Genomic DNA, 22,618 nt, shown 5'->3' on the forward strand with positions numbered 1-22,618 from the left:
GGACCGGGAGAACACGACATGGCCTGGATGGCTTGGACCCTGCCCACCGCGATTTTCTTCACGGTCATCGCGCTGCTGCTGATCACCTTCACCGTGCTGGCGATCCGTTTCCCGGAGACCCCGCGCGTCGGCATCCTGCGCATCGAGACGACGCGCGGTGACCGCCTCTTCATCACCCTTCTCGGCTCGGCCTTCATCAACCTGGCCTGGCTTGGAACCATGAGCGCACCCCAGTGGGGAGCCCTCATCGTCTGCCTGATCTACGCCACAGCAGTGTTTCGCTGGGTGTAAGGAGGCAAACTCGGCCCTGTCGCCCTGGGAGGAATCAGGGAGCAGAGCCGGTCCGGAATGTCTGAAACCTTGGGAGGAATGACATGATACGTTCACTGAAGACCGGCACGGCGCTTACGCTGCTGCTCGGCACCCTGTCGGCCCCGGCCTTCGCCGGCATGGACGACGCCAAGAAATTCCTGGATTCGGAAATCGGCGATCTGTCCACCCTGAGCCGTGCCGACCAGGAAGCGGAAATGCAGTGGTTCGTCGATGCGGCTCAGCCCTTCGCCGGCATGGAAATCAAGGTGGTGTCCGAAACCATCACCACCCACGAGTATGAAGCCAAGGTGCTGGCTCCGGCCTTCACCGCCATCACCGGCATCAAGATCACCCACGACCTGATCGGTGAAGGTGACGTGGTGGAAAAGCTGCAGACCCAGATGCAGTCCGGCGAGAACATCTACGACGCCTACATCAACGACAGTGACCTGATCGGCACCCACTGGCGCTATCAGCAGGCCCGCAACCTGACCGACTGGATGTCCGGCGAAGGCTCCGACGTGACCAACCCGGGCCTCGACATCGCCGACTTCATCGGCTCGAAGTTCACCACCGGCCCTGACGGCAAGCTCTACCAGCTGCCCGACCAGCAGTTCGCGAACCTTTACTGGTTCCGGTACGACTGGTTCACAAACCCGGATTTCAAGGCCGAGTTCAAGGAAAAGTACGGCTACGAGCTGGGCGTTCCGGTCAACTGGTCTGCCTATGAAGACATTGCCGAGTTCTTCACCGGCAAGGAAATCGACGGCCAGAAGGTCTATGGCAACATGGACTACGGCAAGAAGGACCCCTCGCTCGGCTGGCGTTACACCGATGCGTGGATGTCCATGGCCGGCATGGGCGACAAGGGTGAGCCGAACGGCCTGCCCGTCGACGAGTGGGGCATTCGTGTGAACGAAAACTCCCAGCCGGTCGGGTCCTGCGTCGCACGCGGTGGGGCAACCAACTCCCCGGCTGCCGTCTATGCGGTGACCAAGGCCATCGAGTGGCTGAACAAGTACTCCCCGCCGACCGCTGCCGGCATGACCTTCTCCGAAGCCGGCCCGGTTCCGGCCCAGGGTGCAGTCGCCCAGCAGATGTTCTGGTACACCGCCTTCACCGCCGACATGGTGGGCGATGGGGCAAAGGCTGTTCTGAACGAAGATGGCACCCCGAAATGGCGCATGGCACCGAGCCCCCACGGCGCTTACTGGGAAGAAGGCATGAAGGTCGGTTATCAGGACGCCGGTTCCTGGACCCTCATGAAGTCGACCCCGGTGGACCGTGCGAAGGCTGCCTGGCTCTACGCCCAGTTCGTGACCTCCAAGACGGTTGACGTGAAGAAGTCCCACGTGGGCCTGACCTTCATCCGCGAGAGCACGATCCAGGACAAGAGCTTCACCGAGCGCGCTCCGAAGCTCGGCGGTCTGGTCGAGTTCTACCGCTCCCCGGCCCGCGTCCAGTGGTCGCCCACCGGCACCAACGTTCCGGACTACCCGAAGCTGGCTCAGCTGTGGTGGCAGAACATCGGTGACGCCATGTCCGGCGCCAAGACCCCGCAGGAAGCACTCGATGCACTCTGCGAAGCCCAGGAAAAGGTGCTGGAGCGTCTGGAACGCGCCGGCGTCCAGGGCGATCTCGGCCCGAAGATGAACGAGCCGGAAGATCCGTCCGTCTGGCTGGAGCGTGAAGGTGCACCGAAGGCTGCCCTCTCCAACGAAAAGCCGGAGCCGGTCACCGTCGACTACGACACCCTGATCGCCTCCTGGAAGTAATCCGGTTTCCTCCGGAGACTCGAGAAGGGCGGGGCCTTGTGCCCCGCCCTTTTTGCTTTCCGAAACCTTGTCCGATTGCCGGAGAGGCCAGCACAATCAAGCAGATAGCCTCACTGTTCGCGGAAGCACGGAACCCGTTCCGACACAGCGCCGCCTCCGGGGACCCTCGCGAAGGCGAGCAGGAAACCTATCACCCGCATATGACGATTTCCCCCTCCTGCACCTGAAACACGCCAGAATTCTGCGCTTGCGCCTTTCCCTTTCGTGAGAACCGCGACACCAGCCCGCACGTAGAACTTATGACCTGCGCGTCCCTTCGAATTGGTTTGGCGGCCCCTTGAGCGCCTAAAACGGGTCGACCTGTTACTGGTCCGATGGACCAAGCGCGGATTCAAGGGAGGATCACCATGCGCCTTATCAAGTCTGTACTCGCAGCTGCCGCCATCTGCGGCCTCACCGCGTCTGCCGCTCTGGCGGAAGACATGAAGTTCGCCAACTTCATGCCGCCCACCCATCCTTATGTCGCAGGCGCCTTCCAGCCCTTCGCCGACATGGTGAAGGAAAAGACCGGCGGCAATGTCACCGTGACGCTCTACTCCGGCGGTGAGCTCGGTGGTGGCCCGGTGGAACAGTATGCGCGCGTTCTGGATGGTGTCGCCGAATTCGCGGTCGGCCTGCATGGCTACACCGCCTCGGCCTTCCCGCTGACCCTGATCGCGGAACTGCCGGGCGTCGTGGACGAAGAGACCGGCACCAAGACGATCTGGGACAACATCGACAAGCTGAAGGGCGAGTACAAGCGCACCCAGCTGGTCAGCCTGTGGTCCAGCGCCGAAAACGTGCTCTACATGCGTGACAAGGCTGTGCGCAGCCCGGCCGACATCGCCGGCCTGAAGATCCGCGTCCCTTCCCGCAACACCGGCCTTCTGGTGGAATCCTGGGGTGCGACCCCGGTCTCCATGCCCGTGTCGGAAATCTACAACGCCATGCAGACCGGCGTGATCGACGGCGCCATGATCGACGGCACCGCGACCAAGGCCTTCCGTCTCGGTGAAGTGGCCAAGTACCTGACCAAGGGCATGAACACCACCAACTCGCCGTTCTACATCCTCATGAACCGCGATGCCTTCAAGGCCCTGTCCGACGCCGACCAGGCTGCCGTTCTGGAAGCCGGCCGTGAAGCCTCCGATCTGGGCAACAAGGTCCAGCTGACCGTTGCCGCCTCCGGCATCAAGGCCTTCGGCGAGATGGACGGCAAGGAAGTCATCGAACTGACCCCTGAAGAAGCCAAGGCCTTCGACGACCTGTCCTCCGGTGTGACCGCTGCCGTGGTCAAGGAAGCCGGCGAAGAAGGTCAGGCCGTACTCGATGCCCTTCTGGGCAACTGAGACCCAAGCGACCCATGATGCAAGATACGCGTCCGGCCTGGTGGAGATCCTACCACCAGGCCACTCTCCTCCTGGCTGGCTTCGGCGCCCTCTGCCTGCTCTTCATGGTGATCGTGATCGCCGTCGGCGTGGTGATGCGCTACCTCTTCGGCCAGCCCATCCTCGGCTCCAACGAGATTGTCCAGCTCACCTCGCTCGCCCTGGTCATGTCGGCCCTGCCCTATTGCACCGCCCACGACGGTCATGTGGGGGTCGATGTCTTCGACAACCTGCTGGGCCGCTGGGGCCGCCTCTTCGGCGACCTCCTCTCCCGCGTCCTCGCCGTCGGCGTGCTTGGCCATCTGGTCTGGCGAGCCTGGCTCAAGGCCCTCGATGCCTTCGAGTTCGAGGACGCCACCAACATGCTCGACCTGCCGATCTGGCCGTTCTACGCCATCCTCGTCGCCGGCACTGCCCTGTGCGTCCTGGTCTACCTCGCCCAGATCGTCATGCTTCTGAGCGGAAAGAAATAAGACATGAGCCCCGCCACCATCGGCCTGCTCGGTATCGCCGGCCTGTTTCTTCTCCTGGCGCTCCGCACCCCCGTCGCCTTCGCCATGCTCTTCGTCGGCTTCTTCGGCCTGTGGGGCCTGGAGGGTCTGCGCACCGCCGGTGCGGTCCTGGTCACGGAGAGCTATTCCTCGGTGACGGCCGAGTCCCTCGTCGTCATCCCCATGTTCATCCTGCTGGGTAACATCTCGTCGGCCGCCGGTTTCAGCCGGGGTCTTTATGACGCCGCCTATGCCTGGGTGGGCCGGTTCCGGGGCGGCCTCGCCTCGGCCTCCGTGCTGGGATGCGCCGCCTTCTCCGCCGTCTCCGGCTCCTCGGTCGCAACCGCTGTCACCCTCGGCAAGGTCGCCCTGCCCGAGATGCGACGCCTCGGCTATGCGGACAGCCTGGCGACCGGAGCGATCGCGGCCGGCGGCACGCTGGGCTTCCTGATCCCGCCCTCGACCGGCTTCGTGCTCTATGCCATCCTGACGGAACAGTCGATCGGCCGCCTCTTCATGGCCGGCATCCTGCCGGGACTGCTGCTGGTGGTGCTCTTCATCGCCGTGGTCTGGTTCGTCGCCTGGCGCGATCCCGCCGCAGGTCCCGCAGGTGAAGCCCTGTCGCTGCGCCAGAAGATCGCCCATCTCGGCCAGGCCGGTCCGCTGCTCGCCGTCATCGTCCTGTCCATCGGCGGCATCTATGTCGGGGCCTTCACCCCGGTCGAGGCCTCGGGCATCGGTGCAGCGCTGGTGATCCTGCTGGCCCTGATCAAGCGCCAGCTCTCCATGGACAGCTTCCGCAAGGCCCTGCTCGACACCCTGAAGACGACGGCCATGCTCTACATGATCGTCATCGGCGCCAATGTGCTGAACCCGTTCTTCGCGGTGACCCACATTCCGACCATCCTCGGCGAAGGCCTCCAGAGCCTCGGCCTCGGCCCCTACGGTTCGCTGATCGTGATCATCCTGGCCTATGTGGTGATGGGCATGTTCATGGACGGTCTGGCCATGCTGGTGGTCTCCATTCCGATCGTCTTCCCGATCATCCTGCAGCATGGCTTCGACCCGATCTGGTTCGGCGTCGTCGCGGTGATCGTGATCGAAATGGGCATGATCACCCCACCGGTCGGCCTCAACGTCTTCGTCGTGCGCGGTGTGGCGGGCGACGTGCCCCTGAGCACCATCTTCCGGGGGGTCTTCCCCTTCCTTCTGGCCATGATCGTCGCCCTGCTGCTGATCATCGCCTTCCCGGACATCGCTCTGGTCCTGCCGAACTCCATGTTCGACTGACCCTCAGGCTTTCCCCTGTGGCCCCTGCCCGCTCCGGCGCGCAGGGGCTTTTTTTTGGCCCACGCCTGCACCTCAGCCCCAGGCGAAGGCAAGATCCTTGTCGCGGATATGGGTCTCGAAGAAGTCCGAGAAGGTCGTAACCAGCGGCGGCAGCCGGTCATAGGGCGGATAGAAGAGGGTGAGCCAGAGGCCCTTCACCTGCCAGTCGGGCAACACCTGGACAAGCGTTCCCCGATCAAGCCCCTCCTGCGCCATGAAGCGCGGCAGAAGGGCCATGCCATGTCCGTTTTCCACCAGCGACAGCAGCATGTCGCCGCTGTTGGTCACCACCCGACTGCCCGCCCGCACGGCTCGCTCGCTCTGCTCCCGGCGCAGCAGCCAGCGCTCCGGCTGACCGGTCTGGCTGTAGGAAAGGCAGACGTCGGGCGACAGGTCCTCTGGCGCGCTGACCGGCGCGATGCGCTTGAAAAGGGCGGGCGCGGCAACGATGACCCGGGGCACCTCGCAGATCTTGCGCCAGATGGTCGACTTGTCCTGAGGAGCCTCCGAGATGCGGATCGCCAGATCGCAGTCATCTTCCAGGATATCGACAAGCCGGTCCGTCAGGTTCAGCGACACCTCGATGTCCGGATAGCGCGCCTGAAAGGCCGGCAGCAGATCGGGCAGAACCTTCAGCCCCATGGAGAGCGGCGCGCTGATCCGCAGCCGACCGCGATCCGGCAGGCTGGCCCGGGCGATCTCCGCCCGCGCGTCGTCAAACCCCTCCACCAGCGGGGCGAAGCGTGCGGCCACCATGGCCCCCGCACTGGTCAGCGAAACCTTGCGCGTGGTGCGCAGCAGGAGCTGCAGCCCGAGCTCCTCTTCCAGCCGCGCCAGGATGCGCGTCACCGACGCAGGCGTCATGCCGAGCGTGCGGGCGGCCCCGGCAAAGCTGCGTTGCCCCGCGACCTCGAGAAACACCCGGATCGATTTCAGGTCATCCATCTTGATCATTCCATTTTTAACAACAATAAATGCATATTTGTTGTCCGTTGCGCAATTAGGCCCTGCGCCCCATTCTTTCGGTCAGACAGCGGACCACCCGCACCACCAACCGGAGGACACCAGGATGATCACCCAGATCCGGGGCCTGCATCACGTTACGTCCCTCGCCGCAAGTGCTGGCGAAAACAATGCCTTCTTCACCGACACGCTCGGCATGCGCCGGGTCAAGACCACGGTCAACTTCGACGCCCCCGATGTCTATCATCTCTATTATGGCGACGAAGTCGGCACCCCCGGCTCGGTCATGACCTATTTCCCCTATGGCCCGATCCCCCGCGGCAGCCGCGGAGCGGGCGAGGTCGGCGTGACCGAATTCGCCGTCCCGCGCGGTTCCCTCCCCTTCTGGCAGGAACGGTTGAGCGACCTTGGCCTGACCGGCCTCAGCCGCCAGACCGCCTTCGGCGAAGACCGCCTGCATTTTGACGGACCCGACGGCGACGGTCTGGCCCTCGTGGAAAGCGATATCCGCGACCGCAAGCCCTGGACGGGCGGAGATGTGCCGGAGGATGTCGGCATCCTCGGCTTCCATGGCGCGCGCTTCCAGCTGCGGGACCCGGATGCGACGGCCGAGCTCCTCACCTTCATGGGCTACGAGGAAGTCGACCGGCAGGGGGATCTGATCCGCCTCAAGGTGGCAGGCGGCAATGCGGCCGACACCATCGACCTGCAGGCCATGCCCGGGGCTTCGGCCGCCCGGCAGGCCGCCGGATCCGTGCACCATATCGCCTTCGCCGTGGAGGATCGCGCGGCCCAGCTCGAGGTGCGCAAGGCCCTGATGGACACCGGCTATCAGGTGACCCCGGTCATCGACCGCGACTACTTCTGGGCCATCTACTTCCGCACCCCCGGCGGCGTTCTTTTCGAGATCGCCACCAACGAACCCGGTTTCGACCGGGACGAGGACACGGCACATCTGGGCGAAGCCCTGAAGCTGCCCACCCGCTACGAGCCGCATCGGGCCCGCATCGAGGCCCAGCTGCCGCCCCTGACCAGAGGAGCGTGACCCGGGCCATGACCGATCTGGAGCTATATGCAACGCGGGTCCGCCAGCCGGACCCGCAGGCACCCATGATCCTTGCCCTGCACGGCACGGGGGGTGACGAGAACCAGTTCTTTGATCTGGTCCGCCAGATCCACCCGGGAGCGGGCATCCTCTCTCCCCGGGGCGACGTCTCCGAGCACGGTGCCGCCCGCTTCTTCCGGCGCACCGGTGAAGGGGTCTATGACATGCCGGATCTCGCCAGGGCGACGCAAAAGATGGCCGCGTTCATCCGCGCCCATCGCGCCGCCCACGAGGGCGCGCCCTTCTATGCCTTCGGCTATTCGAACGGCGCCAACATTCTGGCCAATGTTCTCCTCCACCATGGCGATCTGGTGGATCGGGCGGCCCTGCTGCACCCGCTCATCCCCTTCGATCCGCCGAAGGGCAATCGGTACGAGAACCTGAAGCTGCTGATCACGGCGGGACAGATGGACCCGATCTGCCCCTTGCCGCTGACCCAGTCGCTCATCGATCATTTCCGCGCCGGCGGTGCTGCGCCCGAGGTCGTGACGCATCGTGGCGGACACGAGATCCGGCAGGAAGAACTTGTCGCCCTTCAGCGCTTTCTGACAAGCTGACCGGGCGCCTGCCCCGGCGCTCCAACGGCAAGAGACGAGGACCAATCCCATGAGCTGGAATCCGATGCAAGATGCCGCCTCGGGTGGATCTCCCGACAGCCTTGAAACCCTGATCATTCCCCGCGCGCGGGACATCGGCGGCTTCGAGGTGCGCCGGGCCCTGCCCTCGCCCAGGCGGCAGATGGTCGGCCCCTTCATCTTCTTCGATCAGGTGGGGCCGGCCGAGTTCCTGACCTCGAACGGCATCGACGTCCGCCCCCATCCCCATATCGGGCTGGGCACCGTGACCTATCTCTACAAGGGCGAGTTCCAGCATCGCGACAGCCTGGGCACCAACCAGATGATCCACCCGGGCGAGGTCAACTGGATGCTCGCGGGCAAGGGCGTCACCCATTCGGAGCGCACGAGCCCGCAGACCCGCTCTGCCCCCCATTCGCTCTTCGGCATCCAGACCTGGGTGGCGTTGCCCGAAGACAAGGAAGACATGGCTCCGGCCTTCGAGCATCACGGCCGCGACGCCTTGCCCCTGTTGCAGGAGGGTGGCGCCAGCGCAAGGCTCATCCTGGGCTCTGCCTGGGGGGAGCGCGCGCCGGTCACCATGCACAGCGACATCTTCTATGCGGACGTGACCCTGGCTCCCGGGGCGCGCCTGCCCCTGCCCGACGACCACGAGGACCGGGGTATCTACATCACGGAGGGATCGGTGCACGTGGCCGGCGACACCTTCGAGGCGGGGCGCATGATGGTCTTCCGGCCGGGCGACCGCATCACCCTCACCGCCGGGCCGCAAGGCGCCCGGCTCATGGCCCTGGGCGGCGAGACCCTCAACGGACCGCGCTACATCTGGTGGAACTTCGTCTCGTCCTCGCCCGAGAAGATCGAGCAGGCCAAGGCGGCCTGGAAGCGGGCAGACTGGGCGGAAGGCCCCTTCCATCTGCCCCCCGGCGACGCAGACGACTTCATCCCCATCACCGACGACATGGAGCGACTGAAACTCAAGCGCCCCAAGCCCTGAACCCCAAACCCTGAACCCTCAGCCTTGCAGCACCGCGCAGATGCTGGCGCGCAGGCCTTCCGCATCCATCAGGCTGATGCCGTTGCCGCGCAGACTGCTTGCGACCGCCTCCACCAGCTCCGCATTGGAACTGGCAATCCGGCCATTGGGCAGATGGGTGTTGTTCTCGAAGCCCGTCCGGGCATGGCCACCCAGCAGGCCCGCCATGGTGAGACAGGCCGTCTCGTGGCGCCCGAAGGCACACACGCTCCAGTGGGCAAAGCGCGGCTCGCCGTCGGCCAGGAACGGCAGCAGATCGGCCGGTTCTGACGTCTGCGACGTGGTGTAACGCCCCAGCACATAAAGCACCGGAATGTCGGCGAAGGGCAGGTCGCCGCGCTGGCGCAGTGCCTCCAGCTGGCGCGCATCCTCCGGCGCATAGAGAATGATCTGCGGCAGCACCTGCTCCCGCTTCATCCAGCCCAGAAGATCGAGGAAGGCCGGCAGGTCCGCATCGCTGCGCACAAGCTCGCGATAGGCAAGCGACACGGCCTCGGGCCGCACGGCCCGCACCACGTCGATCTGTTCCTGCGGCGAATAGATCCCGAGCGCCTCGCTGGTGATCTGCACCAGAATGCGGGACCCGACCTCGGCCCGGATGGCATGGATCACATCCCGATAGGCATCCGCATCCAGAAGATGCGTTCCATCCGGCTTGCGCACGTGAACATGGATCATCGCCGCGCCTTCACTCAGGCAATCCATCGCCGTTCCCGCCAGATCGGCAGGCGTCAGCGGCACGTTCGGATGATCGGCCCGCGTCTTGCGCCCGCCATTGGGCGCGACGGCAATGGCAATGTCCTTGAGGCCACTGATCTGGAAGGCGGGGGCGCCGGTCATGGCAGCATCCTATTCATGTTTCAATTGATCCTTCCAATGCCAACTTGCAACAGTTGTTGCAAGCCCAAATAAACGGGACTAAGCTGCCCGCCCATGGAACACCCGCCCCTCACACAGGCTCTGATCGCCGCTTTCCCCGGTCTCTCGGCCGAACTGCAGAAAGCGGCCCGCTATGTGATCGACAACCCGCGCGATGTGGCGCTGCTGTCGATGCGCGAACAGGCCCGGCGCGCGGGTGTGCAGCCGGCGACCATGATGCGGCTGGCCAAGCAGAACGGCTATGAGGGCTACGACGAGGTGCGCACCCTCTATGCGGATGCCATGCGAGCCCTCACCGGCGGCTTTGCCACAAAGGCCGGACATCACGCCCGCTTGCAGCAGCTGGAGGGAGAAGAGGCACTGGCCGCCAACCTCTTCACGGCCATCCACGGACAGATCCAGGCGCTGACGTCTCCGAACGTGTTGCGCACCATCACGGTCGCCGCGCGCGCCATCGCGGAGGCCCGGCGGGTCTACTGCCTCGGCTTGCGCGCCAGCCATCCGGTCGCCTTCCAGATGCACTACATCCTCAGCCTGATCGGCGAGAAATCCGTTCTCCTCGACGGCATCGCCGGCACCGGCCCGGATGCAATCCGCTATGCCGAGCCGCAGGACGTGCTCTTCGTTGCCAGCGTGCTGCCCTATACCCGCCAGACCCTGGACCTCGCGACCTATGCGAAGGAGCGGGGCATGCGGATCGTCGCCCTGACCGACAGCGCGGTGTCGCCGCTTGCACGCCTGGCCGACCACCCCCTTCTCGCCGCCACGGAAAGCCCCGGCTTCTATCACACGATGACCCCCATCTTCGCGCTCGCCGAAGTCCTGGCCGTGCTCATCGCCGGCCATGGCGGGGAAGACACCCTTCGGGCGCTGAAGAGCCTCGACGACTACCACACCGACTTCCAAACCCATGCGGCCGAACGGACCCCCGTCCCCGCCGCAAACGGGATCAAGGCAAGATGACCCACCTTCTCCATCGCTCCATTCACGCCACCCTGCCGGTCGCCGTCTCCGGCGCCGGGATCGAGATCACGGACCAGACCGGCAAGCGCTACATCGACGCCAGCGGTGGCGCCGCGGTCTCCTGCCTGGGTCACGGCCACCCGGATGTGCTGGCCGCCCTGCACGAGCAGCTGGACCGGATGGCCTATGCCCATACCGGCTTCTTCACCACCGAAGTCGCCGAGCGCCTGGCCGACATGCTGGTCGAAGCAGCCCCTGAAGGCCTGGACCACGTCTATCTGGTGAGCGGCGGATCGGAAGCGGTCGAGGCCGCGCTCAAAATGGCGCGCCAGTATTTCGTCGAGACCGGCCAGCCCCAGCGTCGCCACGTGATCGCCCGTCGCCAGAGCTACCACGGCAACACCCTGGGCGCGCTGGCCGCCGGCGGCAACGAATGGCGCCGCACCCAGTTCAGCCCGCTGCTGATCGAGACCCACCATATCGCCCCCTGCTATGCCTACCGCGAGCAGAAGGACGGCGAGAGCCTGGAGGACTACGGTCTGCGGGCAGCCCAGGAACTGGAGGACAAGATCCTCGAGCTCGGCGCCGAAGAGGTCATGGCCTTCGTGGCGGAGCCGGTCGTCGGCGCCACCGCTGGTGCCATTCCCCCCGCACCCGGCTATTTCCGCCGCATCCGCGAGATCTGCGACAAGTACGGCGTGCTGCTGATCCTCGACGAGGTCATGTGCGGCATGGGGCGGACCGGCAGCCTCTACGCCTGCGAGCAGGACGACATCGTCCCGGATCTGCTCAGCATCGCCAAGGGCCTCGGCGGCGGCTATCAGCCGATCGGCGCGACCCTGCTCAGCCGCCGCATCTTCGAGGCCTTCGCCAATGGCACCGGCTTCTTCCAGCATGGCCACACCTACATGGGCCACCCGATGGCAGCTGCCGCCGGCGTGGCCGTGCAGACCGTGATCCGCCGCGACCACCTGCTCGACAACGTGCGCGCCATGGGCAATTTCCTCTCCGCACAGCTCCACGAACAGCTCGGCCAGAACCCGCATGTGGGTGACATTCGCGGCCGGGGCCTCTTCATGGGCGTCGAGCTGGTGCGTGACCGCGAGACGAAGGAACCCTTCGACCCGGCCCTGAAACTGCATGCCCGCATCAAGCGCGAAGCCATGGAGCGGGGCCTGATGGTTTACCCGATGGGCGGCACGATCAACGGACGCAGCGGCGATCACATCCTGCTCGCGCCGCCCTTCATCGTGACCGAAAAAGACGTGGAAACCATCGTGAACCGCCTTGGACAAGCGATTGGTGCGGCTCTAAGTACGATTTCTTCGAACTAGCGGGACAGGACAGGCCGATCGGCCACACGTCGGCCCGTCTTTTCTCCCTTCACACCTTCACCGACCAGCTGGTCTGTGTTTGACTGGGGTTCTGGACCTGATCCAGCACCCTTCACCAACAGGGGAACGACAATGAAGTTCATGAAGTCCGCCATGCTTGGCGCATTCGCCCTCGGCATGACCGCTTCCGCGGCCTCCGCCGACCAGTTCATCTCCATCGGCACCGGTGGCGTCACCGGCGTGTACTACCCGACCGGTGGTGCAATCTGCCGTCTGGTGAACAAGGACCGCAAGGAACACGGCATCCGTTGCTCCGCAGAATCCACCGGCGGTTCTGTCTACAACATCAACACCGTTCGCGCTGGCGAGCTGGAATTCGGCGTGGCCCAGTCCGACTGGCAGTACCATGCCTATCACGGCACCTCCCAGTTCGCTGAACAGGGCGCCTTCGAAAAGGAACGCGCTGTCTTCTCCGTCCATCCGGAGCCGTTCACCCTCATCGTCCTGAAGGGCTCGGGCATTGCCAAGTTCGAAGACCTGAAGGGCAAGAAGGTCAACGTGGGCAACGCCGGTTCCGGCATGCGCGCCACCACCGAAGTCGTCATGGATGCCTTCGGCATGAAGATGGAAGACTTCGCGCTGGCCGCCGAGCTGAAGGGCGCCGAAATGGCCCAGGCCCTGTGCGACGGCAAGATCGACGCCATGATCTACACCGTGGGTCACCCGGCCGCTGCCGTGACCGAAGCCGCAACCACCTGTGACGTCGAGCTGGTTTCCGTGACCGGCGCGCCGATCGACAAGCTGGTCGCCGAGAACCCCTACTACCGCGTCGCCACCATTCCGGGCGGCATGTACAAGGGCACCGACGCCGACGTCACCACCTTCGGCGTGGGCGCGACCTTCATCACCTCCGCCGACGTGTCTGACGAAGTCGTCTACACCGTCGTGAAGGCCGTCTTCGACAACTTCGACGCCTTCAAGAAGCTGCACCCGGCCTTCTCCAACCTGAAGGAAGAAGAGATGATCAAGGACGGTCTCTCTGCTCCGCTTCATCCGGGCGCCGTGAAGTACTACAAGGAACGCGGCTGGATGTAAGTCCACCCGCTTGGAAAGGCCGGGCACCCGCTGCCCGGCCTTTTCCTGTTTTTCAGCCATGAAATCAGCGCATCGCCCCTGGTCCCGGTATCTTCAACCGGACGTGGACGGGGCGGTTGAAACACGTCAAACTCCTTAACAGGTGGTAATGCTGGGCGCTCTCCCGCAGGAGAGGCCGGGCCTCATCCGGACGAAAGGCCCGTCCGGATGCCATGAGGGGTATTGAGGGGAACACGCATGTCGGTCGCAAACGATCACTCACAAACTCAGAAATCCAATGTCGACGTCGACATGATGGTCGCCGAGGTGGAAACCGGTGCGCGCAGCGCGGCAGGCATGGTAGGCAAGTTCATCCTCGCCCTCGCCTTCGTCTGGTCCGCCTTCCAGCTCTACATCGCGTCGGATCTTCCCTTCGTCCTGACCCAGTCCCTGGGGCTGAACCTGGTCTTCAACAACCAGGAATCCCGCCAGATCCACCTGGCCTTCGCCCTTGTCCTGGCGATGCTCGCCTATCCGCTGTTCAAGTCGAGCCCGCGCAACCGCGTGCCCTGGTATGACTGGATTCTCGCGATCCTCGGCGCTGCAAGCTGCCTCTACCTGCTGTTCTTCAAGGATGCGATCGCCCAGCGTGCAGGTCTGCCCACCACCGCAGACATTGCCATCTCCGCCATCGGCATGATCTCGCTGGCCATCGCAGTCTATCGCGCCCTCGGCCTGCCGCTGGTCATCGTCGCCAGCATCTTCGTCTTCTACGTCTTCTTCGGCCACCTCTCCTTCATGCCGGAAGCCATCCAGTGGAAGGGCGCATCCCTCGGCAAGGCCATGTGGCACTACTGGATGCAGACCGAAGGGGTCTTCGGCGTGGCGCTCGGCGTTTCCGCCTCCATGATCTTCCTCTTCGTGCTCTTCGGCGCCCTGCTGGAAAAGGCCGGCGCGGGCAACTACTTCATCAAGCTGGCCTTCGCCCTGCTCGGCCACCTGCGCGGTGGCCCCGCCAAGGCCGCCGTCGTCGCCTCCGCGCTCTCGGGCCTCTATTCCGGTTCGTCGATTGCCAACGTGGTGACCACCGGCACCTTCACCATTCCCCTGATGAAGCGCACCGGCTTCAAGCCGGAAAAGGCCGGCGCCGTCGAGGTGGCCTCCTCCACCAACGGCCAGCTGACCCCGCCGGTCATGGGGGCAGCCGCCTTTCTCATCTCCGAGTTCACCGGCGTCTCCTATCCGGAGCTGATCAAGCACGCGTTCCTGCCGGCGATCATTTCCTACATCGCCCTGGTCTACATCGTGCATCTGGAGGCCCTGAAGCTGGGCCTCAAGGGCCTGAAGCGTCCGTCCGTCACCGCATCGATCGCCAGCCGCCTCTCGGGCGTGCTGCTCGGCTTCATCCTGATGGCAGCCCTCGCCGCCGTGGTCTACTACGGCCTCGGCTGGATCAAGGTCGCCTTCCCGGGCCTCACCTTCACCGCAGCGGCCCTGACCTTCCTCGTGGCCTACGTGGTCCTGCTGGCCGTGGCGGCCCGCCATCCCGATCTGGAGATGGATGACCCCAACGCCCCCATTGACGAGCTGCCGCGCGCCTGGGACGTGGCCATCACCGGCTTCTACTTCCTGCTGCCGATCGTTGTCCTGATCTGGTCGATCCTGGTCGAGCGCCTGTCGCCGATGACCTCCGCCTACTGGGCCACCGTCGCGATGATCTTCATCGTCCTGACCCAGCACCCGCTGAAGTCCATGCTGCGCAAGACCGGGTCCACCATGTCGCAGAGCATCCGGCAGGGCTTCGTCGACTTCGGCAACGGCATGGTCGCCGGTGCAAGGTCCATGATCGGCATTGGCGTGGCCACCGGCGCAGCCGGCATCATCGTCGGCACCGTGTCCCTCACCGGCGCCCATCAGGTCATCGGCGAGTTCGTCGAGTTCCTGTCCGGCGGCAACCTGATGGTCATGCTGCTGCTCGTTGCCGTCATGAGCCTCGTTCTCGGCATGGGCCTTCCCACCACGGCCAACTACATCGTGGTGTCGTCCCTGATGGCCCCGGTCATCGTGACGGTCGGCGCCCAGTCCGGCCTGATCGTTCCGCTGGTCGCCGTCCACCTCTTCGTGTTCTACTTCGGCATTCTCGCCGACGACACGCCTCCTGTGGGTCTGGCAGCCTTTGCCGCGGCCGCCATTTCCGGCGGGGATCCGATCAAGACGGGTATCCAGGGCTTTGCCTATGACATCCGCACCGCCCTGCTGCCCTTCCTGTTCCTCTTCAACACCGAGCTGCTGCTCATCGACGTGACGCCGCTGAAGGCCGTCTTCGTCTTCGGCGTGGCGGTGGTGGCCATGATGCTCTTCGCAGCGGCGACCCAGGGCTACTTCCTGGCGAAAAGCAGGATCTGGGAAACCGCAGCCCTGCTCGTGGTGGCCTTCACCCTGTTCCGCCCGGGCTTCTGGCTCGACTATGTCCAGCCACCCTTCATCGACCGTCCGGGCACCGATGTGGTGGCTCTCGCCGCCGAGGCTCCCGAAAACGCGACGCTGCGCATTGTCGTCTCCGGCCCCGACTTCGACAAGCCGGACCAGATCGACGAGCTGACCATGATGGTCGAGCTGGGCCCGATTGCCGATGGCGAGACCCGTCTTGCCAACGTGGGCCTGACCGTCATGGAAGATGGCGACAAGATGCTGCTGGAAGAACCTTTCCCCGGCACCCGCTACTTCTCCGACCTGCAGGGCTACGACTATTACGCCGATGAAAGCGTGGTGATCGCCAAGGTGCAGATGCCGGCGGAACGGATGCCGAAGGAAGTCTTCTACATCCCCGCCTTGCTGCTGCTCGGCCTCGTGGTCGCCATGCAGCGCCGCCGCCAGACCGTTCCTGCCTTCTGAGCCCTGGAGACCTGACCCATGACAAAGAGAGTCCTTCTGGCGCTGGACATCGCGGACGAGGCTTCGGCCGTCCACCTGCTGAAGGTGGCGGAGGCTCAGGCCTCCCTGCTTTCGGCTGAACTCCATGCCCTTCTGGTAGTGCCCACCTACAACATGCCTATTGTCGGATCCTACTTCCGTCCGGCCGATGAAAAGGGCGTGCTGGAGCGCGCGCGGGATGCCCTGCGCGACTTCCTCGGCACCCATGCGGCCGATCCCTCGGGCGTGAAGGGCCACATCGCCCACGGCACGATTTATGACGAGATCATGTCCGTGGCCAACCGCATCGACAGCCATGTGATCGTGCTCGGCGCCCATCGGCCGGAGCTGAGCGACTATCTGCTCGGCCCCAACGCCGCCCGCGTCGTGCGCCACGCCCGCCAGTCCGTCTATGTGGTGCGCCCCGACACGGACTAACACCGCGTCACGCCCTGAGATGCAGGAAGCCCCGGTCCATGACCGGGGCTTCTTTCGTTTCACAGGGTCAGGCAAAGCGGGAACAAGGCCGGGCGGTTCACGCCTGATAGGTGATGCGCCCGCCTGCGATGGTGGTGATGCAGCGCGCCTGCGTGATCTCGGCTGCCGGCAGGTTCTCCAGGTCGTGGGACATGACGGCGATATCGGCCATCATCCCGGGCATCAGCTTGCCCTTCCGCTCCTCGTTGAACTCCACCCAGGCATTCATCGCCGTGTAGCTTTCCAGCGTGTCATGGAGAGACTGGGTCTGATCCCGCCAGGGAGAACCGAGATCCACCGGCGCGATGGCCGCCTTGATGGTCGGCATGACCTCCACGCCGATCACCGGCCAGTCGGTGGAGAAGATCACCGGCGTGCCGGTGGCGCGGATATCCTGCCAGGCATAGGCGGTCGAGATCTGGCGCGGATGCAGCATCTTCGCCACCCCACCCGGCGGGAAGACGCCGCCAAAGGGCGCGTGCCCCGGCTGGATGGAGGCGACGACTCCGAGATCCTTGAACCGGGGCAGGTCATCAGGATGCAGGATCTCGATATGCTCGATCCGATGACGGCTGTCCCGCGCGCCATTGGTCTTGCGCGCCAGCTCATAGGCATCCAGCGTCCAGCGGATCCCTGCATCGCCGATGGCGTGAACCGCGAGCTGGAAGCCGAGCTCGTCGGCCTTGACCACGGCCGCATTGAAATGCTCCTGGGTGAAGACCGCATCCCCATAGGTTTCGAGCCCGGGATAGGGCTCGAGCATGAGCGCCGTGGAGCTTTCCACCACCCCGTCGATGAACATCTTCACCCGGTTGCACCAGACCCAGTCGCCCTGATAGCGGCGCCGCATCTCGACGGCTTCCTCGAACCGCTCGATCTTGTCGAAATTCTTGAAGTGGAACGGAATTTCCGTGCGGCAGAGCAATTCGCCCTCAGCTTCCAGCTCGCTGAGAAGCTCCAGCTGGTAGAAGTTGCCATCCATGTTGTGCAGGCCGGTAATGCCCTGCGCCGCACAATGCTTCAGCCCGTAGATGAGCGCCGCCTTGTCCAGCGCTCTCTGGGCCGGGGTCGCCGGCGGCACCGGATCCGAGCCGCTGACCATGCCGAGCAGCTCCCGCCCGCCGAAGCGCGTCAACGCCAGCACCGGACCATAGGCCGCCGGTTCGCGCAGCTCTCCCGTGGCCGTGCCGTCGGCGGCCATCATGATCTCCGAACCCTGGTCCACCTGCGCCCCATGCAGGAAACCGACAAGTTCCAGCGCGCGGGTATTGGCCCACATGGTGTGATGGTCGGGGGCAAACATGGCGAAGGGCCGGTCCGGCATCACCTGATCCAGCGCCTGACGGGTGGTCGCCACCCCGTCGCCGAGGATCGTGTAGTCCGCCTGGACCGCAAAGACGACCTTGTCATCCGGGCACTCGGCCGCCCAGGCGCGCACCCGCGCGGTCAGAGTGTCGAGACCCCGCACCCCGTAGAGGTTGAGATAATCGAGCTCCACCGACCCGCCGAAGAGATGCACGTGGCTGTCGATGAATCCGGGCAGCACCGTGCCGCCGGCCGCATCCACATAGCGCGTCGCCGGACCGGCCAGAAGGCGCATCTCCGCCGTGTCGCCGACCGCGAGGATCCGCCCGTCGCGGATGGCCAGTGCCGAGGCCGTGGGGCGATTGCGATCGAACGTCACAAGACGTCCGTTGAGAATGATCAGGTCGGCAGACATGAGAGCCCCGTGCGGTCAGGGAAAGGGAAGAAAGGAGGCCGCACCCGGGCCCTGCGGCCGAAGTGCGGAAGGACAAGGCGCGCCGGAGCCCCCGGCGCGCTTCTGATCGGTCGGCTTACTTCTGCAGTTCGGTCCAGATCATCGTGTAGATCTTGCGGACTTCCGGCGAGCAGGTCTCGGTCATGAAGCCGGCGGCCTTCAGGTCGTCCGGAATGATGACTTCCGGCGCGGAGGCCATGACCGGATCCATGAACTCTTCCGACCCCTTGATGCCATTGGCATAGCGGGCAAAGTTGGAGATCATCGCGGCGTTTTCCGGCTCCATGATGAAGTTCAGGAAGGCCTTCGCGTTATCCACGTTCTTGGCGTCAGCGAGAATCGCCGCATTGTCCATCCAGATCGGATAGCCGGTCTGCGGATAGCCGAAGGCAATGTCCTCGTTCTGCAGGCGCGAGCGCAGGGACGAGCCGTTCCAGTTCACCCCGGCGGCATAGTCACCCTTCACGTATTTCTCGATGGTGCCATATTCGAGCGAGAGCCAGTCCTTCTTTGCCTCGACCAGCTTGTCGCGCACCTTCTTCAGCAGCTCTTTGTCCTCGGTGCACTGCTCGCCGCCCAGATACTTGATGGTGGTCTTCATGACATCCATCATTTCCGGCACGACGGAAATCTTGCCCTTCAGCTCCTCCGGCGGGTCCAGGAAGATGGCGGCGGTGTTGATGTCACCCTTGTAGACGGAGGTGTTGACCGTCACGCCCACCGTGCCCCACTGCCAGGGAACCGTGTAGTTGCGGCCCGGATCGAAGCCCACATCGACCCACTGGGGATCCATGTGCTTAAAGTTCTCCATCTCGTTGGGCTTGGATTCCATCAGCAGGCCTTCGGAGATGAAGATCGGCACATAGGTGCCCGACGGAACGACGATGTCGAAGCCGTGCCCCCCGGCCTTGATCTTGGCCAGCGCGGTGTCGTTGCTGTCATAGTCCGTGACCGTGACCTTCACATCGAAGGCCTTCTCGAACTTCTCGATCATCTCGGGGCTGGTGTAATTGCCCCAGTTGTAGATGTTCAGCTCGCCGGCTGCATGGGCGGGCACGCTCACCATGAGCGCGGCAAGGGCCGTCATCGTTCTTCCGAAAGGCGTCATCTCGATCTCCTGTTGCTGCTGTCTGTCCTCTGGTCTGAAGGCTTCCCCGCTTATTTTCTGCTCTTGCTGAGGAAGAAGAACGCCACCACCATGACAACCGAAATGCCGAGAAGCACGGTCGCGATGGCATTGACTTCCGGGGTCACGACCCGCCGCAGCTGACCCAGCATGTAGGTGGGCAGCGTGTCCTGACCTGCGGATTTCACGAATTCGGTAATCACCACGTCATCCAGCGAGATGACGAAGGCAAGCATGGCCCCGGCCAGAATACCGGGCCAGAGCTGCGGCAGGGTGATGCGCAGGAACACCCGGAACGGGGTTCCGTAAAGATCCTGCCCCGCCTGTTCCAGCGCCCGGTCCATGCCGGCCAGCCGCGCCTTGATGGGCATGTAGGCAAAGGGAATGCAAAAGGCCGAATGGGCGAGGATCAGATAGCCCATGCCCGTGTAGCCGGTGGCAACCTTGACCGCCGCAAAGACGATCAGCAGCGCCACGGCAGTGACGATTTCCGGCACCATGAGCGGCTGGTTGATCAACCCGAAGATCAGCCCCTGCCCCTTGAAGCGGCCGGGCCGGGCCATGGCAAGAGCGGCCGGCACGGCACAGGCCGTCGCCAGAACCGTGGCCGAAAGCGCCAGGATGAGCGAGCGCACGGTCGCGGCCCGCACCTGATCATTCTCCCAGGCCGAGGCATACCAGCGCCAGGAGAACCCTTCCCAAACGGCCACCGACGACCCGGCGTTGAAGGAATAGGCCACCAGCAGGATGATCGGCAGGTAGAGCAGGATGAAGCAGGCCATGGCAATGGCCGGGAAGCCGGTCTGCCGGCGAATGTCGAAGGTTCTAGCCATGCCCGTTCTCCTCCGTTCCTGCGGCCCGCACATAGACGAAGAGCGCGATCATCACGATCGCGAGCAGGGTCAGCGAGAGCGCTGCGCCCAGCGGCCAGTTGCGCCCCTGCCCGAACTGCAACTCGATCAGGTTGCCGAGCATCAGCTGCTTGCCGCCGCCCAGAACGCGCGGCGTGACATAGGCGCCCAGTGACGGCACGAAGACGAGGATCGATCCGGCGATCACCCCCGGCTTGGCGAGCGGGAAGATGATGCGCTTCAGCACCTGCCAGCGGGTGGCGTAGAGATCATAGCCCGCCTCCACCAGCCGGAAGTCCAGCCGCTCCAGCGAGGCATAGATCGGCAGCACCATGAGCGGCAGATAGACATAGGCCATGCCGAAGAGCACGGCGAACTCGGTGAAGAGCATCTGGATCGGCGTGTCGATGATGCCGAGCCACAGGAGCACAAGATTGACCGTTCCCTCCGCACGGATCAGCTCCATGATCGCAAAGGTGCGGATCAGCAGGTTGGTCCAGAAGGGAATGATGATCAACAGCATCCAGATGTCGCGCTGCCGCTTCGGCCGGGTCGCGATGAAATAGGCGGTCGGAAAGCCGATCAGGAACGTGATCACCGCCGTCAGCAAAGACAGTTTCACCGAGCGCCAGAAGATCGACAGATGGGCATCCGCGAAGGTCAGCTCCTCGGAGAAGAAATCCCGTTGCAGCAGAACGGAGAACCATCCGTCGATGGAGAAACTCCACTCCACCCCGCCATAAGGGCCGGCGGTGAGGAAGGAATAGAGCATCACGATCAGGAGCGGCCCGGAGGCCGCGATGAAGAGAACGACCAGCGCCGGGGTCAGCAGCATCCAGCGGCTGCGGCGTTCCTTCTGGACATGGACAAGAGCGGCATCTGTCATGGGCTCAGTCCCTCAGGATCTGGCCGACACCCCGGCCGAGCGACAGTCCGACCCGGTCGCCGACGCTCATGTCGGACCGCTGTCCCGGCTGGTTCTGCTGCCGCAGCACGAAGAGACCGCCATCATCCAGCGCCACGTGGAAATGAGTGTCCGTGCCGAAATAGACGACATTCTCCAGCGCCCCCTTCAGCAGCCCCTGCGGCTCGTCCACCAGGATCGCATGTTCGGGGCGGATGGCGAGGGTCACCGGACCATTGGACATGGCGCTCGCCAGATCGCTCGAGGGGGCCTGCACGTGGGTCTCGACCCCGCCGGCGAGCCGCACCCGCACGAGGCCCGATCCGTCCCCTTCCACGCCGACCAGATCGGCGGTGATGAAATTGGTCTCGCCAATGAAATCGGCCACGAAGCGTTCGGACGGCTGGTCGTAGATCTCGCGCGGCGAGCCGATCTGGCGCACGGTGCCCGCGTTCATCACCGCGATGCGGTCCGACATGGTCAGCGCTTCTTCCTGGTCGTGGGTGACGAAGATGAAGGTGATGCCCGTTTCCGCCTGCAGGCGCTTCAGCTCCAGCTGCATGTCCTTGCGCAGCTTGTAGTCCAGCGCAGAAAGCGGCTCATCCAGCAGCAGCACCTTCGGCCGGGGCGCCAGGGCCCGCGCCAGCGCCACGCGCTGTTGCTGGCCACCGGAAATCTCGGAGGTCTTGCGGTCCGCCATGGGCGTCATGCGCACCAGGTCCAGCATGTCCGCCACCGTCTTGCGAATTTCGGCCTTCGGCTTGTTCAGCATCTCAAGACCGAAGGCGATGTTCTCCGCCACGCTCATGTGCGGGAACAGGGCATAGGACTGGAAGACCGTGTTGACCGGACGCCGGTAGGGCGGCTGGGCCAGCAGGTCCTTTCCATCCAGAAGCACGGATCCGCTGGTGGGGTATTCAAAGCCCGCAATCACCCGAAGCAGGGTCGTCTTGCCGCAGCCTGAAGGGCCGAGCAAGGTGAAGAATTCATTATCCTGAACCGTGAGCGACACACCGCCAAGCGCGGTGAAATCCATGTCCGGCCCCGGGAAGACCTTCGTGACCCCAATAACTTCGATCATGATCGGACCAGACCCTTTCACAATGGCAAGTGATCATGATCACAAGTCCGCATGAAAAAAATTGCAAGGGTGAAAATTCAGTAGCTGTCGCTCAATTGCTCGGCACATCCATGAATTGGGCAGCAGGTTCAGCATGCGGCAACGCCGCATCATCTGTGCTCCCCGAAGAGATAGCCAGCACGAAATCCGGCCTCACTTTGGCGAACATGTCACCGAAATCAGCACGGTTCTGCGAGATCTGGCC

Annotated in this window: 20 protein-coding genes; 13 read left to right on the forward strand and 7 right to left on the reverse strand. The window is 64.3% G+C overall.

Going from position 1 to position 22,618, the window contains the following annotated elements:
* Positions 1–18 precede the first annotated feature (18 nt).
* The 5 genes from FR728_RS12445 to FR728_RS12465 all read left to right on the forward strand — a co-directional run bounded on the left by FR728_RS12445 (position 19) and on the right by FR728_RS12465 (position 5,295).
* Positions 19–291, forward strand: a complete 273-nt coding sequence (locus FR728_RS12445; RefSeq protein ID WP_149892968.1) for a DUF2160 domain-containing protein — start codon at positions 19–21, stop codon at positions 289–291.
* An 83-nt stretch (positions 292–374) separates the two neighbouring features.
* Positions 375–2,087 (forward strand): ABC transporter substrate-binding protein, encoded by a 1,713-nt coding sequence (locus FR728_RS12450; RefSeq protein ID WP_149892969.1) that lies wholly within the window; start codon positions 375–377, stop codon positions 2,085–2,087.
* Positions 2,088–2,494: 407 nt separating this feature from the next.
* A complete protein-coding gene (locus FR728_RS12455; RefSeq protein WP_149892970.1) occupies positions 2,495–3,475 on the forward strand; it encodes a TRAP transporter substrate-binding protein in 981 nt (326 codons plus the stop codon).
* A gap of 14 nt (positions 3,476–3,489) precedes the next feature.
* Positions 3,490–3,987, forward strand: a complete 498-nt coding sequence (locus FR728_RS12460; RefSeq protein ID WP_149892971.1) for a TRAP transporter small permease — start codon at positions 3,490–3,492, stop codon at positions 3,985–3,987.
* A 3-nt stretch (positions 3,988–3,990) separates the two neighbouring features.
* Positions 3,991–5,295, forward strand: coding sequence for a TRAP transporter large permease (locus tag FR728_RS12465; protein WP_149892972.1), 1,305 nt, complete (start codon positions 3,991–3,993; stop codon positions 5,293–5,295).
* 72 nt (positions 5,296–5,367) lie between these two features.
* On the opposite strand, the gene FR728_RS12470 is transcribed toward FR728_RS12465, so the two are convergent.
* A complete protein-coding gene (locus FR728_RS12470; RefSeq protein WP_149892973.1) occupies positions 5,368–6,279 on the reverse strand; it encodes a LysR family transcriptional regulator in 912 nt (303 codons plus the stop codon).
* Positions 6,280–6,403: 124 nt separating this feature from the next.
* Between FR728_RS12470 and FR728_RS12475 the strand changes: the two genes are divergently transcribed.
* Genes FR728_RS12475 through FR728_RS12485 form a run of 3 tightly spaced genes read left to right on the forward strand, consistent with a single transcriptional unit; the run spans position 6,404 to position 8,974 of the window.
* Positions 6,404–7,342 (forward strand): ring-cleaving dioxygenase, encoded by a 939-nt coding sequence (locus FR728_RS12475; protein ID WP_149892974.1) that lies wholly within the window; start codon positions 6,404–6,406, stop codon positions 7,340–7,342.
* A gap of 8 nt (positions 7,343–7,350) precedes the next feature.
* Positions 7,351–7,959 carry an alpha/beta hydrolase gene (locus FR728_RS12480; RefSeq protein WP_149892975.1) on the forward strand — a complete coding sequence of 203 codons (609 nt, stop codon included), beginning with the start codon at positions 7,351–7,353 and terminating at the stop codon, positions 7,957–7,959.
* Positions 7,960–8,008: 49 nt separating this feature from the next.
* Positions 8,009–8,974: a pirin family protein gene (locus tag FR728_RS12485; protein WP_149892976.1), complete on the forward strand. Its 966-nt coding sequence runs from the start codon at positions 8,009–8,011 to the stop codon at positions 8,972–8,974.
* A gap of 18 nt (positions 8,975–8,992) precedes the next feature.
* Here FR728_RS12485 and FR728_RS12490 read toward each other — a convergent pair whose 3' ends face one another.
* Positions 8,993–9,853: a beta-keto acid cleavage family enzyme gene (locus FR728_RS12490; RefSeq protein ID WP_149892977.1), complete on the reverse strand. Its 861-nt coding sequence runs from the start codon at positions 9,851–9,853 to the stop codon at positions 8,993–8,995.
* Between the two features lie 93 nt (positions 9,854–9,946).
* Between FR728_RS12490 and FR728_RS12495 the strand changes: the two genes are divergently transcribed.
* The 5 genes from FR728_RS12495 to FR728_RS12515 all read left to right on the forward strand — a co-directional run bounded on the left by FR728_RS12495 (position 9,947) and on the right by FR728_RS12515 (position 16,614).
* Positions 9,947–10,855 carry a MurR/RpiR family transcriptional regulator gene (locus FR728_RS12495; RefSeq protein WP_149892978.1) on the forward strand — a complete coding sequence of 303 codons (909 nt, stop codon included), beginning with the start codon at positions 9,947–9,949 and terminating at the stop codon, positions 10,853–10,855.
* Positions 10,852–12,189: an aspartate aminotransferase family protein gene (locus tag FR728_RS12500; protein ID WP_149892979.1), complete on the forward strand. Its 1,338-nt coding sequence runs from the start codon at positions 10,852–10,854 to the stop codon at positions 12,187–12,189. Before FR728_RS12495 ends, FR728_RS12500 begins: the two co-directional genes overlap by 4 nt.
* A 132-nt stretch (positions 12,190–12,321) precedes the next feature.
* Positions 12,322–13,284: a TAXI family TRAP transporter solute-binding subunit gene (locus FR728_RS12505; RefSeq protein ID WP_149892980.1), complete on the forward strand. Its 963-nt coding sequence runs from the start codon at positions 12,322–12,324 to the stop codon at positions 13,282–13,284.
* A gap of 237 nt (positions 13,285–13,521) precedes the next feature.
* On the forward strand, positions 13,522–16,158 hold the full coding sequence (locus FR728_RS12510) for a TRAP transporter permease (RefSeq protein WP_149892981.1): 2,637 nt from the start codon (positions 13,522–13,524) through the stop codon (positions 16,156–16,158).
* 18 nt (positions 16,159–16,176) lie between these two features.
* A complete protein-coding gene (locus FR728_RS12515; protein ID WP_149892982.1) occupies positions 16,177–16,614 on the forward strand; it encodes a universal stress protein in 438 nt (145 codons plus the stop codon).
* 97 nt (positions 16,615–16,711) lie between these two features.
* Here FR728_RS12515 and FR728_RS12520 read toward each other — a convergent pair whose 3' ends face one another.
* The 5 genes from FR728_RS12520 to FR728_RS12540 form a co-directional block, all read right to left on the reverse strand.
* Positions 16,712–18,373, reverse strand: a complete 1,662-nt coding sequence (locus FR728_RS12520) for an amidohydrolase (RefSeq protein WP_149892983.1) — start codon at positions 18,371–18,373, stop codon at positions 16,712–16,714.
* 115 nt (positions 18,374–18,488) lie between these two features.
* The gene (locus FR728_RS12525) at positions 18,489–19,499 is read right to left on the reverse strand and encodes an ABC transporter substrate-binding protein (RefSeq protein ID WP_149892984.1); all 1,011 of its coding nucleotides are present in this window, start codon (positions 19,497–19,499) and stop codon (positions 18,489–18,491) included.
* Between the two features lie 71 nt (positions 19,500–19,570).
* A complete protein-coding gene (locus tag FR728_RS12530) occupies positions 19,571–20,371 on the reverse strand; it encodes an ABC transporter permease (RefSeq protein ID WP_149892985.1) in 801 nt (266 codons plus the stop codon).
* A complete protein-coding gene (locus tag FR728_RS12535; RefSeq protein ID WP_149892986.1) occupies positions 20,364–21,275 on the reverse strand; it encodes an ABC transporter permease in 912 nt (303 codons plus the stop codon). Before FR728_RS12535 ends, FR728_RS12530 begins: the two co-directional genes overlap by 8 nt.
* A gap of 4 nt (positions 21,276–21,279) precedes the next feature.
* Entirely contained in the window at positions 21,280–22,374 is a 1,095-nt protein-coding gene (locus FR728_RS12540; RefSeq protein ID WP_149892987.1) for an ABC transporter ATP-binding protein, read from the reverse strand.
* Positions 22,375–22,618 lie beyond the last annotated feature (244 nt).

The sequence above is a fragment of the Roseibium aestuarii genome, assembly GCF_008477545.1.
In the GTDB taxonomy this organism is placed as follows: Bacteria; Pseudomonadota; Alphaproteobacteria; order Rhizobiales; family Stappiaceae; genus Roseibium; species Roseibium aestuarii.

Bases quoted from the DNA above. Each gene is read 5' to 3' on its own strand.
- FR728_RS12445 (WP_149892968.1), top strand. From the start codon at position 19: ATGGCCTGGATGGCTTGGACCCTGCCCACCGCGATTTTCTTCACGGTC.
- FR728_RS12450 (WP_149892969.1), top strand. From the start codon at position 375: ATGATACGTTCACTGAAGACCGGCACGGCGCTTACGCTGCTGCTCGGC.
- FR728_RS12455 (WP_149892970.1), top strand. From the start codon at position 2,495: ATGCGCCTTATCAAGTCTGTACTCGCAGCTGCCGCCATCTGCGGCCTC.
- FR728_RS12460 (WP_149892971.1), top strand. From the start codon at position 3,490: ATGATGCAAGATACGCGTCCGGCCTGGTGGAGATCCTACCACCAGGCC.
- FR728_RS12465 (WP_149892972.1), top strand. From the start codon at position 3,991: ATGAGCCCCGCCACCATCGGCCTGCTCGGTATCGCCGGCCTGTTTCTT.
- FR728_RS12470 (WP_149892973.1), bottom strand. From the start codon at position 6,279: ATGGATGACCTGAAATCGATCCGGGTGTTTCTCGAGGTCGCGGGGCAA.
- FR728_RS12475 (WP_149892974.1), top strand. From the start codon at position 6,404: ATGATCACCCAGATCCGGGGCCTGCATCACGTTACGTCCCTCGCCGCA.
- FR728_RS12480 (WP_149892975.1), top strand. From the start codon at position 7,351: ATGACCGATCTGGAGCTATATGCAACGCGGGTCCGCCAGCCGGACCCG.
- FR728_RS12485 (WP_149892976.1), top strand. From the start codon at position 8,009: ATGAGCTGGAATCCGATGCAAGATGCCGCCTCGGGTGGATCTCCCGAC.
- FR728_RS12490 (WP_149892977.1), bottom strand. From the start codon at position 9,853: ATGACCGGCGCCCCCGCCTTCCAGATCAGTGGCCTCAAGGACATTGCC.
- FR728_RS12495 (WP_149892978.1), top strand. From the start codon at position 9,947: ATGGAACACCCGCCCCTCACACAGGCTCTGATCGCCGCTTTCCCCGGT.
- FR728_RS12500 (WP_149892979.1), top strand. From the start codon at position 10,852: ATGACCCACCTTCTCCATCGCTCCATTCACGCCACCCTGCCGGTCGCC.
- FR728_RS12505 (WP_149892980.1), top strand. From the start codon at position 12,322: ATGAAGTTCATGAAGTCCGCCATGCTTGGCGCATTCGCCCTCGGCATG.
- FR728_RS12510 (WP_149892981.1), top strand. From the start codon at position 13,522: ATGTCGGTCGCAAACGATCACTCACAAACTCAGAAATCCAATGTCGAC.
- FR728_RS12515 (WP_149892982.1), top strand. From the start codon at position 16,177: ATGACAAAGAGAGTCCTTCTGGCGCTGGACATCGCGGACGAGGCTTCG.
- FR728_RS12520 (WP_149892983.1), bottom strand. From the start codon at position 18,373: ATGTCTGCCGACCTGATCATTCTCAACGGACGTCTTGTGACGTTCGAT.
- FR728_RS12525 (WP_149892984.1), bottom strand. From the start codon at position 19,499: ATGACGGCCCTTGCCGCGCTCATGGTGAGCGTGCCCGCCCATGCAGCC.
- FR728_RS12530 (WP_149892985.1), bottom strand. From the start codon at position 20,371: ATGGCTAGAACCTTCGACATTCGCCGGCAGACCGGCTTCCCGGCCATT.
- FR728_RS12535 (WP_149892986.1), bottom strand. From the start codon at position 21,275: ATGACAGATGCCGCTCTTGTCCATGTCCAGAAGGAACGCCGCAGCCGC.
- FR728_RS12540 (WP_149892987.1), bottom strand. From the start codon at position 22,374: ATGATCGAAGTTATTGGGGTCACGAAGGTCTTCCCGGGGCCGGACATG.